Raw genomic sequence first — 14,039 nt, forward strand, 5'->3', positions numbered from 1 at the left:
TCCTATTAATCAAATGAGAATGCATCAGGCTTACGGATTTGTTCCATGGCATAACGCAACGCATCCATAGCATGGTTAAAGTCATCAACTGGCTTTTTGGTGAACTTCCCAGCTTTATTCTGTTCCCATACATAGCTTGATAGCTCTATGCTGACATTCGGACATTTGAATTTATGAACGATGATTTCATACTGCTGAATGGTCTGAATACCAACCTTGATGCTATCCCCGCCTTTTTCAGCGGCTCTAATCCTACCAATCCCGAAACCGCGGATTTCAGCGATGGATTTTGGCTCTGAGGAATCCGCAATGATACGCTCCTTAGAGTAGCCCTTTTCTTTCAGCATATCGGCAATATCATCGTTCAGCATGCCATGCTCATAGTGTTCATCGAAGATATACAGCTTCTTCTCCTCTTTGTTAACCAGAGCGCATACAAGAGCAGTAGGGTCATTCGTATAACCAAAGTCGAGTCCAAACACTGCCCTGTAACCCTTTTGCTTGGCAATAGCTCGGTAATCAAACTCTTCTTCCCGCCAGTCTTCATATATAGCACCCTCAGCAATACCCCAATCTCCGTAACCCTCTACCCTATGACGCTTTGGTTTATACTTCTTCATCCACTCAAATAGTTTGCGGTCCTCGTCTCCTAGGAACTCATTACAGCGGTAAGTTGTAGTATCCACGAATGTATCTGGGTTCTCGGTATCGAAGAAGCGATGTTTCAACCAATGCTTTTCATTCCAAGGGTTAAAGGTTATCGTCAGCTGCTTATAGTACCCTTCTGGCAACAGACCACGAATAGACATATCCACCTTATCGAAATCATCTTCGTTAAGAATCTGATAGGCTTCTTCAAACCACGCCCAGCACAAATAGCCGGTGTCCACCGTAATAGAGGTGATTGACATCGGATCATCAAGACCACGGAACAATATCTTTTGTCCTGTTGGCTTATATATAGCTTCTAGTGGCGATTTCTTGAATTGCCACTTGTTTGCTACCCCCAACCTATTAGCTGCCCATTTAAGCTGTGCCCAGGTGGAGTCTTTATGAGTATTGAACGTCTTACGTAGAACTAAAGTATTGGCTAATGGGTATTCCATCATTTTGGCAATAATAGATAAAGCGGCTGTTACGCTTTTTTTCGAACCCCGACCGCCTTTGACTACTCGATAACGTCCTTTAAAATGCCAAAACTTTGCGTATCCCTTGCCGACGGTCTCCTGTAAGCTAATAACTTTACTCATGGAGATCATCCTTTATGAATACAACCTCTGATTCTACCGTTTTACTGATAGCCGTAACCTCAAGCTGCATTTTCTGAACGCGAAGCTTAGTTTCTTCATCCATATAACCTAGGTACTTCTCCAGCTCTTTCAGTGCTCGCATCTTATCGTAAAACTTGATGCTTACACCATCACGTCCTTGTTTCACTTCACTAATTAACGTACCGTCTACCTCATAAGCTGACTTAAAGTGAACAAAACTAACTGTTTTGGTTACCGGGTCGCCCTCTTCATCATAAGTAGGTCCATCTATACCGATTACTGGCTCTTCCGTGGTACCGAAGTCTACGTAATCAGTAGTATCAGCAAATGCGATTTTAAGGTACTCGGCTATGACCCGATGAACGCTCAACCCAAGCTCACCAACCATCTGATCCTTCAACCTTGTGATTTCTGCCTGAACTTCAGGTTTCCTCAGGTTTTCCCATCCAATGGAATAAGCTGCTCTCTTTGAATAACCGGCAGCTAATGCAGCTCTAGTTGCGTTGAAGTCTCGCATATATTCAAGGACAAACATTCTTTGCTTATCAGTTAGCTCAGCTTCTACTTCCGGCGGATCGCCCCGAGCCACCTCTTTATTCTGTTTACTGGACTTTGGTTTATTTTGTTGTACAACATTCTTCTTTGGCTGTTGTACAACGTTATTTGATGATTGTTGTACAACACTCCATTTGTCACGTTGCTTCCAGACCGCTACCTTCTTTTCGTCAATGTCCAGTTGCTCCGCTATCTGCCTGTTTGTTATTTCCCCACCGTGTTCACGCCATATCTCTAGTGCGCGGTCACGGTTTGGATCGCGTGCTCTTGGCATTACATTATCACCACCTCCGTATTTAAGACACTAAAAAAAACGCCCGAAGGCGCTCTCACTATTTGTTCATGTCCCATATTTTTTTGGCAAAATCATTATGCTTATCCTTTATTTCTTTAGCAGCAAGTAATGCACCAAGAATTTGTGAGTGCTTCATATGAGCATTAACATTCAGAGTCTTATAAGCACTATTCACTCGATCAGTCACAGCATCAACTTTAATTTCCTTATTGAGATACATGACAGATTGGGAAGCCCACTTTTCTATCTCAATTGAAAGACTTTGGGTCCCTACAAGTCCGCTCACTTCTTCAGTAAATGCTTGCCCCTGACTTATTAATTCCTCTAACAATATTTCCACCTCCCTTCGACATCATATTTCGACGTAAAGGAAGTATTTTCCTGCTACTATTTACCCATGTACCTCACTTCGTCGTCACCTCTGCAGCTTTTGGAGTTAAAGAGAAATCAAAGGTTTCCATTCTTTTATCTTAAACTATAATACTGGTACATTTTTCCTACTAATGATGTTAAACTAGTAGGACCTATGTCTTTTTTATTATTTTACATAAAAGGGAGTTATCTTTTCTATGAAATTAAAAAATGCTTTGCTTATCATTTCCACTACTTCATCAATAATAATTGCAACTGGATGTTCCCCATTACAAGCATTTCATCAAAAGAGTCTCCAAGTGGTAGCTGATATAAAAGGAGTAGAATTACCAGCACAAGTCGAGAATACCTCGGATTTGACTTTTACACTTGACCTGTCTTCGAAATATGAAAGATATGTTAGTAAAGACTTGCTTAAAATTTCTAAAGAAATTGTAAAAGAGTTTGATGAAAAATTTAAAAACAAACAATTCTTTACTGAAAGTGAAATAATGAATTTAAGATCCTTACTTGAACCTTATAGCTATTTAGAGGAGGATGATTTTGATTCTCAGTTTAATGATGAATCAGCAGACTACAATGATAAGTCATTATATGAATATATTAATCAATGTTTTTACTACTTAGAAAAGCAATATTATAGTGAATATATCGAATATTTAGCACATGTAAAGCAACTAATTGGACAACCAATGACATTTGAACACAATATAAACAGTTTGGAACATGAAGTAGTAATTGACTTCGCGATAATGCGTGGATCAATTACAGATCCACAAAATGTTCTTGATGAAAAATTGAATGAGATAAAAGACAAATACCAATTTAAGATTATCAGCACTAAAGCTAGCAATAAAAATCCAACTTTAATTAAAGTTACCTATGAGTATATAGATTCTGTTGGTAATCCCCCTATAAGAAAAACAGAAGTATACAGTATAGCCGTTCTGGATAAAGGAAATTGGAGTTTTTCGTACATAATACACCCTGATAATTAATAATCGGCATGCGCTAACTCAACCTTAATAAGTAGCAACATACCGATCGAATATCCTATATACCGCGATAATGGGATTTGGGTCCCTTTATGATGCATATTCGCTATAAAGGAACCTTATGTAATAGGTTCCTCCTATATACAGTGGGCGTTTACTAGACAAAAACAGCCTACTCTAAGGCGGCTCACAGTTTATATATAATGAATCATTGCCATGTCTTGTTCTTGATTTTTGAGATCACTTAAATCCAGATTAAGAATATCAAAGACAAACTCTGCAAATTCATCTTTATGATTTTTCACTACGTCTTTAGGTGAGTTTATTGCCCTATTTATGCACCCTGTATATAAGTCAGCGAGCTGAATTAATGTACTCCATTTTGAATCAATCGCGCTGAATGTATTGAGAGTCAAGTTCTTTTTAAAGTATCCCTCAAAGTGTGTGACAAGATGTTGTTCTAATTCATTCATAAAGAGGTTATCGGCACCAATCTCCTGATCCTTCCAAAAGTTAACCGTTCTGGGCAATGTTATTCTTCCTGAATTGACTTCATGTTGAACACCATGATGGACATGCTGATAATATAGTGCATATATCATCTCATCAATGGATTTAAACTTACTACTGGTTCTATCAAAAACAACTGCCTTCAAACTTAACATATCAGACATTGATATCATTTCTGAGAAAAAATCCTTGTAGTGCTGTAATTGTCCACCTCGCATCTCGGTAAAATGAAACTCTTTAGGCATATTTCTTTCATTCTTTCTTTCTGAACGCCATTCAGCAAAGTGCCTATGTAACGATGCAACCCTATCACTCTCCAAAATCCAAAGACCGCCAATAATCATGTATTTATCGGCGTTACTTTTTCCGCTTTCGTCGGTATAAAGAGTAATACTAGGAGTTCCAGGTTTGGTTGAGAGTTGAATTTCTTTTTCTAATTCTTCCTTATCATTTCTATATGCTTTTATTCTATCATTAGCTTGATAAAGCTTATATTCATTTTGAATTTTAGCGCGTGCCCTAGAAATTGATGTATCTCTTGTTAGTTTGAACATCTGACTAACATCCACAAAGTTTCCTGTAAACCCTTCGAATATCTCCCAATACTTTATTTTAAGCGCCATATCTGAATTTCTGGTCTCTTCAAACCTATTCAAAATAGAGGCTACTTTTGAAATTAGAGTAGTCAAATTCCCGCTTGCTAAAGCGTTATTAAGGTTACTCATCTCCTTTTGTCGACGTTCCTCTTTCGAAAGCTTCTTTTTTTCATTTTTTTCTGGTGCCTCCTCGCTACTCTCTGGTTGTAAATCTCTCAATATATCTTTGCTCATCTTAACCACTCCCGTCGAATAATACTGCATTTAGGACAATAGTAGCATAACATGTTATTTTTTCCTGTTAAACTTTGGAAAATACATTAAATTTCCATATATAAAAGCTATCAACATATTATCGCTGATAGCTTTTATATATTTCTATATAGTGTAATCTAGATAAAAAACAAAGAGTTATCTACTATGTCACTAATCTTTCGCTGGGCTCGCTGCACATATTCACTCACACTCCCGTAAGTAATCCCGAGCATCTTGGCTATCTCAGAATGTGGAAAGCATTGACCATGTGCTAATGTATAGCATTCTCGTTCCCGCTCGCTTAATTGATTAAGTGCATATTCTAGTTGGAACCGTTGTTCGTCTGAAAGATTGGCCGGGCTTCCCGCCTTTGAATCACTAGCGAAAGCCTGCATTCGTATTGGATCAAGTAGTACTTCGCGCTCATATCCAGCTCGCCGTTCTATACCTCTCTTATTACCTGGTCGCCGTCCTGTAGACAGCCACTCAATGGCAAACTCGCAATCTGATTTCATACCTGAGATAACCTTCTTATCATCAGCGTCAGCCTTCCTATATGCTCGCTCCGCGCCTTTGAGGGAGAGTTGATAGTTTAGGGCAGTTGCTGGACCTAAGTCCGTTACCTTTACTACAGGAGCCTTACTATTTGCGATGTTCATCCTCATTCCCCTTTGTGGTATAATTTGGTCGAGGATAAAAGCTGCTATTGCCCTGACGCATCAGGGCTTTTTTCTGTATAAATACATTCCACCATCATAGAAAACATCTTCATGTTTGTGCTGATTGGATACGTGTTATATGCATCCTTAAATCTCACCCAGGTCGGTCCCCATTTCAATACTTCTACAGGTAAGCCCGGGCTTGCAGTAAAGATAAACTGTCTATGGCCGGCTCTCAATGCATTTTGAGTGTCCCTGTATTTCATCCTCTTCTCCCCCTTATACCTCTATTAGTTCTGGATTCTCGTAGATGTTGCCGTATACTTCACATTCATCAGAAATATATTGGTAATCATCACACAATTGGCTGCCGCCTACTCGAAAACCAAATTCTTCGAAATCAACTACTGATGTATGGTACGTTGTGCTTGTATTTTCTGGAGTCTCATAAAGGTCTGGTATCCGTAGAAAGTCCCCTTCATAAATCTCCTGATCGTTAATGTCCTTTAATCCGGTGTACTCTAATAGTTCGAAGTCTGACATCCTCAGAACGTGGTATCCCTTTCCGTCCATTTCCATGTATACGCCCAATACTTTAGTGTAGAAGTTGATCATTACCAGATTTTCGGGTTCGATCATAACGCCTTTCGGCTTATACCACGCTCTGTATTTCGGTACTCTGCCCATCGAGTATCGTCTCCTTTGATTGGGGTCTCAGCCCCCTTATAAGTTCAGTACAGCCAAACTATCTCTTATATCCTCCTTTTGGGAGAGGAGGCTATTAACCCTCTCTGTCCCTGTATCTTCGTAATGTGCATCATCTACCAAAACATTTCTGTAAAAATAAAGTATTAGACTGGCGGGCGCCTCATCAAGCTAACAAGCAGGATAACGCAGTGTTGATCCAGAATTCTTTGTTATACTTGTTTGCGTAAGTGCGACTAGCCGATAATTGGAGGCTTATATGAATTGGATTGAGTTAACGGATAGAGAATATCGCAAAGCATGGGATTTATTTGAAAACAAATTCAGTTTCTTTCCAAGTACAAAATCAGACGATTGGCCAAGCATTACCGTATTAGAAGAAGAATTTATAACGTTCTCTTTAACAGGTACCTGGGATGCTACATCAGATTTCGAAGAGAGATGCAGGCATGTATTTAAAAGTTTGATTCATAGAGATGAATATATTTTTGCATTGGATTGGCAGCATGAATGTTTTTGGTTCAACCCGCATCTACCAAACGGAGAGCGGGAATGGACTATTCCCTTCTACCCTAATGGGGATTATTACATCTTTTTTCCTAAGGATTTAAGATGGTGTTATTTCGCTCATCCATGGGAGAACTCCGTCACTCTAATAAATAAGGATTTGATACAGGAATTTGCAAATAACAAACCTGCTATCTTTGGTAATATAATCAGAAGAGGTTAAATTAAAGGGAAACGTTAGTTCAATAAACCAATAGTAGTTTCGGACTTTATTTATCAGTTTAAGACAACTGTTGGTTTGTATATTGGAGCCCTAAAAACGGGCTCTTTTTAGAACTCACTATTGAGCAGTTTGCGTCTACTGCTTATCTACTTGGTATGACTGTAGTGTCATATATGCAGCCTCTGCCCTCTGTCGGGGAGTGGCGGTGAATAGTCCTGTGATTCTTTCAGACGAAACAGCTACGTAACCGCCGTATACAACGTCCATCAGTTTAAGCAAGTAGTCCTCATGATCTACTTCTATAGCCTTTGCCTGTACCTCTAGAGAGGCGGCAGGGTCTGTGCAGTAACTACTAGGCATTGATGAAATGTTTCCGCTCAAGAACCTTCCAGGTCGTTTTTTATCTATCGTATATCCCATCATCACGGAGAGCGCTAAGTTAAGCTCCTGATTGCTTAGTGTCTGTACCTGTAACTGTGTCATGACTGTACCTCCCCTGTTAACTCAGATACACAGTCATTACAAAGGAGTCCTTCTTCATTTCCATTGTTGTCTGGTATCGTGTTCTCCGTTTCAAATCCGCACCGTGGACAGAATTGTGTCATGACTCCCCACCTTCCAGTTCGTCCATGATATTTAACATAATGTCGTAATCATTAATTACTTCGCCGCTACTACCAGTTGCATTAGTGCTCACAACATCCCGTAATTTTTTCCATGTTTGTTGTTGCCGGGCTATGGTCTGCTGTGCCTCTCCTAACTCAGTGTCGCGTTCCCTTAACTTCTCATTAGCACGTTTTTGAGTATCCTCGCGGTTAAATTCAAGTGACTTAACATACAATTCAAGTTTCCCATTACGTTGTTGTGACTCTTCTAGAGCAGCCCTCGCAGTTTTAACATCAGATACTAGTTTTACGATATTTCCACGCGCTACCATCCCTTCATACTCTGGTTCAATGGCATATCCTTCGCCATCTGTGGGCATTGTCCGATACTCACGACTCATTTCGTCTAACTGCTCATCCGTGAAATAATGTTTGATCTCTTCTATCCGTTCTGGTGTCATGAATTCGCCGCCTCTCCCCCGAGCAATTCCGGGTTGTCGTGAATGTTTCCTATGACCGTAGTTTCAGCCGTTTCACTAAACAGGTAGTCTCCGTCTTTGCCGTCCATATTTTCAAGCAGAAACGAACCATCATGATACTTCACGATCCCTGTCCGAGTACCGGAAAGGGGGAATAACATTTCTTCGGCTTTACATATATCTCTCTCATAGATCTCAAGGTCATTCCGGTCATTTAAGCCGCTGTATTGCCCCTCAGTCCCCTTGATAATTTCATGCAGCTTAAGGTGTCCTTTATTGTCTAAAGTAGCTATTGCCAAAGATCCGGTGCTACTCACCTGCACCAGACCTCCATATACCCATTGGCCTGTTTCTTTCGACTTACCGCGAAACTTAATAGATCTGCTCATACTGGTTATGCCTCCCCTTCAATAAATCTTTTAGCGAATCTCAATTGCTGATGGATATATAGATCGGTCTCATTGCCTCCAGAAGCCAACCAATCGCCTATTCGGGTATTTATGTCCTGTAACACTTTCAGAGGCAGCAGATGAGCTATCTTTGTAATCTCTTCCAAGGGGTTCAAACTCTTCAGCTCCTATATAGGAAAGAGGGTGGTTAATCCTCTCTCAAGATTGCTTACTCATATTCAGGGTTGCTAAACTCTGTTTCATAGTCATCCATAATGACCTTCGTGCCATGCGTGTAAAGTTTAAACAGCGTTGCTTCAAGTCCGTGCAGACCGCCCATAATTGCTTTCTTATCAAATGTCTTGTCGGAAATCTGTACGCTGTTGACGCTTCCGTCTGCATCAAGAACAAGGCGGTATTTACAGCGATAATTAGGTTGATCGGGTTGTGGGTCAAAGTAAATGAAGGCGAGTGTGCTGTAATTTTTATCTGCATGGACCGTGATCTCTTTATAATCCTCATACTCGAGTTCCCCAAGTTTGAGTTCATCCTCAACCATTTCTTTGATGATTTCAGAGAAATTAATTGACTCTTGCTTTGTTCCCAGTAACTCCTGCAACTGTTCCTGCATTTTGGCAACACCAACATCATGAACAGATCTTTCCAGTTCTGCTTTGATAGCATCGAGAATCACGTGGTTATAAGATGGAATATCCAATTGCTCAAGATTAATCTGTAGCTGATTTTTTACGGCTTCTTTCAATCCCTTGCCGAAATCGCTCCAGCTTCTCAAAGAGTCTTCAACAACATCCTTAATTGTGTCTTCAAGCTGCTTTTTAATAATTTTTTCTACATACCCTTCAGCGTTAAGTTCGGCCAATTTATCATTAATGATTGCGTTCATATCCATACTCATCGTTTTTTTCTCCTTATGGGGCTATGCCCCTTTATTTACTATGCCAGTTCTTCAGCCTGGACGATTATTTCAGATGCCCTTGCCTTAGTTACCTGATTCATCCCTTTTCTGGTAAGCACAATGGTCCTTGGTTGATGCCTCTTCCAGGACAAAAGATTTTTTTTCTCCAAGCGTCCAATAAAACCGTGAGTTGTCGATATTGACTGGTGGCCCATGGCTGCTCCAATTTCCCGTATACTGGGCGGATATTGGAATTCAAATGAGAATTTATCAATAAAGTTGATGATTGCTTGCTGCTTTTTCGAAATAAATTCCATCTTCAACCCCCTATCTAGAATAACTTTTATTGGTTGTTATAAGAATTAACTAATCTTCAAATCGGTCATTTGGATGATAGGATCCCTGAGAAGCATAGCCATTAAGAGCATCAGTAAACATTGCTGTGAAGGTATTTAGATCCTTGGTTTCTAATGATTCCAGGAATCTAATTTCTTTTGCTCGGAGATCCCTGCCAGCAGCCGTCATGATTAAATCAGCCAAAGGTTCTATCTCCTGCAGTCGTTCCTCTTTTGCCTTTTCTAACTCCAACTGCTTATTTAGTTTGTGATTGTGTTCGTTCCAATCTTGTTCATCAAACCAAAAGTATTCACCGTGTCGTTCCCGAAACACATCAATCCAATATTGCAGTAATTCCGGAGTTATTTGCACGATGTCGTGGCAACCTCCACAGAATCGAATTCCGTTGGTTTTCACTCCTCTTCCTTTTCGACCACGCGGCCAAACGTGATGGGTGGTTGTTCCAGGCGCTGATAAGCATTGCTGGCAGATACCATCCGTTTCTGTTATCAATTCTTTAACTATGTTAGGCGGAAACTCCGCTCTGCTCGCTGAGCTTTTACCGGGTTTATGATCTGCAAATATCTTTTGCTTCAAAGGAGATACCTCTTTTTTCTCCTTCTTGCGTTTCCCTAGGCTATTTGTCTTCTTAGGCTTCTCTTCCTTCTTAGGCTTCCAAAATGTCTGATGGGTCACCTTTACCCACCTCCTCGTTTTCTCTCCGTTGAAGTACTCTTTCTTCCAAGTAGTTTGTTTTCTTTCGATTAATTTCGTGAGCTTGTCTATGGTAAAAAGGTACATACCTATAATCATCCTTAGTTTGAACGCGATAAATGAAGACAACCGGATATTCTCTATCTTTCACTGGTGCGCCAAGTTCAGCACAACGACCGCGAGTGAGCATAATTCCATCTTCTGGCGGTGAACCTTGCCATCTACCTGTTAATGCCCCAGGAGCATCAGGTATAAAGCAGGCCGCGCCTGTATCCATCATTTCGTTTCTTGTGCGCCATCCCTTAGCGTTTGGCATTCAAGTTCACTCCTTATAAGACGGGGCAGCCGAAGCCGCCCCAGTATGAGTGTATTAAGCGATAAGAACGATCTTCCCTGATTCTATTTCTTCCTTCAATGACTCCTGCAGATATTCTTTAATCGTATCCATTGCCTCGACCTTCCACGCTCCACCGTCTGCCTCAAATAATGCAGCATATGGTCCATTTTTCATTCGGAAAACAAACAAAGACTCTGGTTGTTGCACTTCAATAAAAGTTCGGTAAGGCAAGAGTGTCGCTGGGTTAGGAACGGGAACCGTGGCAACTGTAGCAACACCTGTCTTAGCGGTGACCTGTTGCGAAACTCCATCATCACCAAAAGATTGTACAGCCTCTTCTTTGATGTTACCGACAACCCTCAACAGATCAGCGCGGGTATCATTTGGATGAAATAAAGATTGCAGTTGAATGTTGAATTCTTCTACATCCGTCCAATTTCCAAATCGGATAGTAGGTAACAACGCTTCAGCCTCAATATATGTCTTCCGAACCTGATCATTATTAAAACTACTAAACGCCGTAACCTTCGTTGGACTTTCTATTTGCACCATAAGGGCACCAGGTTTATCGTATTCAGACTTCAGATAATCAACAAACCCCGAAAGACTCCGAACCGTAAGAGCTGTTGGTGTTGGTTGTCTCAGTAAAGTGAGTGGTTGATTGGAAAATGTTTGACCATTTTCACGTATTGTTTCTTGTTTACCTAGTCCGATTAGATATTGCAATGCTTCTTTGATCATAATTATTTGCCCCCTTGTGCTTGTTTGCGTTCCAAATATGATACTTTTTGTCCTTTGTCGTCTGCTAGATCACCGTCATTGTCAATCATCATCTGATTTTTCATTCCCGAAGCAAGCTCAGCAGCAACTACATTACCGTCCTTTTCCATTCCAAATATCAGTTTTGTAGCAATTCCGTGAGCAGGAGCCAAGGTTGTTTTGATATCTGCACTAACCAAGGCTATTTCACGTTCTTCATCAGGCTTTAGAGTGATTGTTATAGTCACCTTTCGAGCTTTCTTCCAATCTGTATTCGGGTCTTGTACGTTCTCGGCAACTTTTTGAAGTTCTAGATTTATTCGTTCTCCAACAGCTCCATTTGCCAAAGTTCCGATATCAATATTTGTCTTCATGCATTCAACTCCATTTCTAATATTTGTATTAATAGGTACACCAGTTCTGTTTTTAGTTATGGCGGTGCCCGATCCCCTGTCATACTCGGGGTCTATGCCGTTTCCGCAAACCAGATTTTATCTACTGCAGCCAAATAATCAAGAGGGACACGGCCTGTCCTAACTTCAAATGCGTCAATCTCGAAGTTATCCAACGTCATGCTTTTGCGGCCACCTCTGGAAGCCTCAACCTTGTATGCACGTAATGCTGTAAAGGGTAGGAGATATGTTTTACGTTGTTTTCTAAACTCTACTAAGACGAAGCATAGTGCGCCAAACTTATGACACTTATCCAGATGATCATATTGATGATCCTCAACCATCTTTAGGTCAAATCGATCAAGTTCTTGAATTGACTTTGCTTCAAAAAAGATAGCTCTTCCACGATAAATCCCATCATAGTCAACAGTTGATTTTGCCTCAAAGAATCCAGCGAGTACCTTTGTTCCTTTACTTTTTGTTACCTTTACTGGGGTTGATCGTTTATTGATAACCGCTACTCCCCGATGTTCATATGATTCATTTGTGTAATTAATCAGATTTTCGAACGCCGCCCCGCGGTTTCCTTGTCCTACCATCTTTTAGCCCCCCTTTTCCGTCTGGACGCGGCGGATCGAAAACATATCGCTTGTCATCGATCACAAGTACGCTTGGCAGACCCTCGTACATTTTTGCAACGGTTACGATTTTCTTATATTTCTTACCTACCTCGTAATGTGTCATTTCAGTTCTTTCCTCCTTCTTGTCGGAGATTCTAATTCACGTTTCTCGGCTATTTGGTCAATCATGTCTTCAATCTTGGCCCGTACAACTTTTTGACTAGTTGATAACCCAACACCTGCAGTTGATGCCTCTGAGATAATTTTAGCTACGATATGATCAGCTGCCGCTAGATGTTCAAACAGTCGGTATTCCAAGGGTTCAAAGATTCTATCGAATTCATTTAGTAAGTATTCTTTTCGTCTTTCAGCAGGAGTCATAGTCACCATACCTTTACACGCTTGCGATCGACGAGCAGCATTATAAGTTTTTTTATTTTCTCTCTAGCTATGAGTTCTTTAGTAGCGTGGATGCGTATGTCATAGTCGAGAGAATCATTGTTGATTATCTGTTGAAGCTCTGTGTCAGTCTTCCAGTTTAGAAAGTTCATCGATTTTTTTCCTCCTCAGCTCGTTTTCTTTTTTCAAGAAGTTCAGCCATTGACTTCTCATGAAGTTCGATTTCCTCTTGAGTAGGAGGAGCAACAGGGTTCTTAGTAATTTCAATTTGTGGTTTCCCGCTTTGTCCACCCCGACCATTCCTATATCCATTACTGGCAGCATTGCTTCGTATATCTTTTTCTTTTGTCCATGGTTCGTCTATACCTTCAGATTTCCATCGTTTCAGAATGGCACGAACATAACTAAGATTTCGCTTGCCTGCAATTATCGAAGTTCGCATTGCCTCGCATAGCCATCTTTCACCATAGTCATTTATAAAATCAGTAATCTGATCAGATATCACAGAACTGATTGTGCCAAAGCCTTCAGCTTCAAACATCCGGAACGGATTAACTGGCAGCGGCACCACTAGATCTGCTGGTTTTATATCATTTTCTTTTTCTTTACTTTCCTCTCCTTTACTTTCCTTTACTTTACTTTGTGTACTTTCTGCTAACATTTTCCCTTGTTTGTCGGGATTAATGTAAACATTAACTGGTGTACTTTCAGCACTGACGATCACGATTGAGTGTGATACCTTCTTACTTTCTTCTAACGGATCAATGAGTAAATGACCTTCAAATAAAGTTACTTCTTTTCGTCTTTTCGCTGCCTCAATATACCTTTTCTGAAACCCTCTTGATGTCAACACCTTGTAATTCTTGTATACATTTTCATTGAAGAATCCCCAGTTAATGCACTCATTTACGATCTCTCTTACCGTGTTAATGTCAGCATTAACCTTGCTAGAAAGGGCGTAGTGCTCACGCTCCTCCCATGGATAAAAGTATCCATTGCGGTAAATATTCATCATAATTTTCACGATAACTCCGAGTCCCTGCATTCCATATTTAGCTATTGGAACGATCAATTTATCATCCTGATCGAAATCAATATCCAACGGGAAATAGTCTAGGCCTTCTTTTAATGGCCTTGCCATGATGTCAGA

At 40.4% G+C, this 14,039-nt stretch carries 24 protein-coding genes; 2 read left to right on the forward strand and 22 right to left on the reverse strand.

Features of this window, described 5'->3' with window-relative positions:
- Nucleotides 1–5: 5 nt before the first annotated feature.
- The 3 genes from MHB64_RS17250 to MHB64_RS17260 are packed head-to-tail and all read right to left on the reverse strand — an operon-like array spanning nt 6 to nt 2,452.
- Nucleotides 6–1,250: a PBSX family phage terminase large subunit gene (locus MHB64_RS17250; RefSeq protein ID WP_341134997.1), complete on the reverse strand. Its 1,245-nt coding sequence runs from the start codon at nt 1,248–1,250 to the stop codon at nt 6–8.
- Nucleotides 1,243–2,100 carry a terminase small subunit gene (locus MHB64_RS17255; RefSeq protein WP_280787618.1) on the reverse strand — a complete coding sequence of 286 codons (858 nt, stop codon included), beginning with the start codon at nt 2,098–2,100 and terminating at the stop codon, nt 1,243–1,245. Before MHB64_RS17255 ends, MHB64_RS17250 begins: the two co-directional genes overlap by 8 nt.
- A 58-nt stretch (nt 2,101–2,158) precedes the next feature.
- The gene (locus MHB64_RS17260) at nt 2,159–2,452 is read right to left on the reverse strand and encodes a hypothetical protein (protein WP_280787619.1); all 294 of its coding nucleotides are present in this window, start codon (nt 2,450–2,452) and stop codon (nt 2,159–2,161) included.
- Between the two features lie 238 nt (nt 2,453–2,690).
- Between MHB64_RS17260 and MHB64_RS17265 the strand changes: the two genes are divergently transcribed.
- The gene (locus tag MHB64_RS17265; protein ID WP_280787620.1) at nt 2,691–3,491 is read left to right on the forward strand and encodes a hypothetical protein; all 801 of its coding nucleotides are present in this window, start codon (nt 2,691–2,693) and stop codon (nt 3,489–3,491) included.
- A 191-nt stretch (nt 3,492–3,682) separates the two neighbouring features.
- On the opposite strand, the gene MHB64_RS17270 is transcribed toward MHB64_RS17265, so the two are convergent.
- The 4 genes from MHB64_RS17270 to MHB64_RS17285 form a co-directional block, all read right to left on the reverse strand.
- Nucleotides 3,683–4,828: a DUF3800 domain-containing protein gene (locus MHB64_RS17270; RefSeq protein ID WP_280787621.1), complete on the reverse strand. Its 1,146-nt coding sequence runs from the start codon at nt 4,826–4,828 to the stop codon at nt 3,683–3,685.
- 158 nt (nt 4,829–4,986) lie between these two features.
- Complete coding sequence (locus MHB64_RS17275) at nt 4,987–5,508, reverse strand: sigma-70 family RNA polymerase sigma factor (protein ID WP_341134998.1); 522 nt, start codon at nt 5,506–5,508, stop codon at nt 4,987–4,989.
- Between the two features lie 44 nt (nt 5,509–5,552).
- Complete coding sequence (locus tag MHB64_RS17280; RefSeq protein ID WP_341134999.1) at nt 5,553–5,774, reverse strand: hypothetical protein; 222 nt, start codon at nt 5,772–5,774, stop codon at nt 5,553–5,555.
- Between the two features lie 13 nt (nt 5,775–5,787).
- On the reverse strand, nt 5,788–6,195 hold the full coding sequence (locus tag MHB64_RS17285) for a YopX family protein (RefSeq protein ID WP_341135000.1): 408 nt from the start codon (nt 6,193–6,195) through the stop codon (nt 5,788–5,790).
- A 277-nt stretch (nt 6,196–6,472) separates the two neighbouring features.
- On the opposite strand from MHB64_RS17285, the gene MHB64_RS17290 reads away from it, so the two are divergent.
- Complete coding sequence (locus MHB64_RS17290; RefSeq protein ID WP_341135001.1) at nt 6,473–6,943, forward strand: DUF2716 domain-containing protein; 471 nt, start codon at nt 6,473–6,475, stop codon at nt 6,941–6,943.
- Between the two features lie 135 nt (nt 6,944–7,078).
- Here the strand turns inward: MHB64_RS17290 and MHB64_RS17295 are convergent, their stop codons facing one another.
- The 15 genes from MHB64_RS17295 to MHB64_RS17365 all read right to left on the reverse strand — a co-directional run bounded on the left by MHB64_RS17295 (nt 7,079) and on the right by MHB64_RS17365 (nt 14,030).
- A complete protein-coding gene (locus MHB64_RS17295) occupies nt 7,079–7,426 on the reverse strand; it encodes a hypothetical protein (RefSeq protein WP_341135002.1) in 348 nt (115 codons plus the stop codon).
- Nucleotides 7,427–7,544: 118 nt separating this feature from the next.
- Entirely contained in the window at nt 7,545–8,009 is a 465-nt protein-coding gene (locus MHB64_RS17300; protein WP_341135003.1) for a hypothetical protein, read from the reverse strand.
- Nucleotides 8,006–8,416: a YopX family protein gene (locus MHB64_RS17305; RefSeq protein WP_341135004.1), complete on the reverse strand. Its 411-nt coding sequence runs from the start codon at nt 8,414–8,416 to the stop codon at nt 8,006–8,008. The genes MHB64_RS17300 and MHB64_RS17305 overlap by 4 nt, the downstream gene beginning before the upstream one ends.
- A 5-nt stretch (nt 8,417–8,421) precedes the next feature.
- Nucleotides 8,422–8,592 carry a DUF6877 family protein gene (locus MHB64_RS17310; protein ID WP_341135005.1) on the reverse strand — a complete coding sequence of 57 codons (171 nt, stop codon included), beginning with the start codon at nt 8,590–8,592 and terminating at the stop codon, nt 8,422–8,424.
- A gap of 53 nt (nt 8,593–8,645) precedes the next feature.
- Nucleotides 8,646–9,332: a hypothetical protein gene (locus MHB64_RS17315; RefSeq protein WP_341135006.1), complete on the reverse strand. Its 687-nt coding sequence runs from the start codon at nt 9,330–9,332 to the stop codon at nt 8,646–8,648.
- A 38-nt stretch (nt 9,333–9,370) separates the two neighbouring features.
- The gene (locus MHB64_RS17320; protein ID WP_341135007.1) at nt 9,371–9,649 is read right to left on the reverse strand and encodes a LexA family protein; all 279 of its coding nucleotides are present in this window, start codon (nt 9,647–9,649) and stop codon (nt 9,371–9,373) included.
- A gap of 49 nt (nt 9,650–9,698) precedes the next feature.
- Nucleotides 9,699–10,364 (reverse strand): HNH endonuclease, encoded by a 666-nt coding sequence (locus MHB64_RS17325; RefSeq protein ID WP_341135008.1) that lies wholly within the window; start codon nt 10,362–10,364, stop codon nt 9,699–9,701.
- Nucleotides 10,336–10,698 carry a hypothetical protein gene (locus MHB64_RS17330; protein WP_341135009.1) on the reverse strand — a complete coding sequence of 121 codons (363 nt, stop codon included), beginning with the start codon at nt 10,696–10,698 and terminating at the stop codon, nt 10,336–10,338. The genes MHB64_RS17325 and MHB64_RS17330 overlap by 29 nt, the downstream gene beginning before the upstream one ends.
- 54 nt (nt 10,699–10,752) lie before the next feature.
- Complete coding sequence (locus tag MHB64_RS17335; protein WP_341135010.1) at nt 10,753–11,460, reverse strand: hypothetical protein; 708 nt, start codon at nt 11,458–11,460, stop codon at nt 10,753–10,755.
- 2 nt (nt 11,461–11,462) lie between these two features.
- On the reverse strand, nt 11,463–11,852 hold the full coding sequence (locus MHB64_RS17340; protein WP_076144262.1) for a hypothetical protein: 390 nt from the start codon (nt 11,850–11,852) through the stop codon (nt 11,463–11,465).
- A 92-nt stretch (nt 11,853–11,944) separates the two neighbouring features.
- Nucleotides 11,945–12,469, reverse strand: a complete 525-nt coding sequence (locus tag MHB64_RS17345) for a Holliday junction resolvase RecU (RefSeq protein WP_341135011.1) — start codon at nt 12,467–12,469, stop codon at nt 11,945–11,947.
- Nucleotides 12,423–12,614, reverse strand: coding sequence for a hypothetical protein (locus MHB64_RS17350; RefSeq protein ID WP_341135012.1), 192 nt, complete (start codon nt 12,612–12,614; stop codon nt 12,423–12,425). The genes MHB64_RS17345 and MHB64_RS17350 overlap by 47 nt, the downstream gene beginning before the upstream one ends.
- Nucleotides 12,611–12,880, reverse strand: a complete 270-nt coding sequence (locus MHB64_RS17355) for a hypothetical protein (protein WP_341135013.1) — start codon at nt 12,878–12,880, stop codon at nt 12,611–12,613. The genes MHB64_RS17350 and MHB64_RS17355 overlap by 4 nt, the downstream gene beginning before the upstream one ends.
- On the reverse strand, nt 12,874–13,041 hold the full coding sequence (locus MHB64_RS17360; protein WP_341135014.1) for a hypothetical protein: 168 nt from the start codon (nt 13,039–13,041) through the stop codon (nt 12,874–12,876). The genes MHB64_RS17355 and MHB64_RS17360 overlap by 7 nt, the downstream gene beginning before the upstream one ends.
- On the reverse strand, nt 13,038–14,030 hold the full coding sequence (locus tag MHB64_RS17365) for a Lin1244/Lin1753 domain-containing protein (RefSeq protein ID WP_341135015.1): 993 nt from the start codon (nt 14,028–14,030) through the stop codon (nt 13,038–13,040). Before MHB64_RS17365 ends, MHB64_RS17360 begins: the two co-directional genes overlap by 4 nt.
- Nucleotides 14,031–14,039 lie beyond the last annotated feature (9 nt).

Source organism: Paenibacillus sp. FSL K6-2859 (genome assembly GCF_038008265.1).
In the GTDB taxonomy this organism is placed as follows: Bacteria; Bacillota; Bacilli; order Paenibacillales; family Paenibacillaceae; genus Paenibacillus_AQ; species Paenibacillus_AQ nitricinens.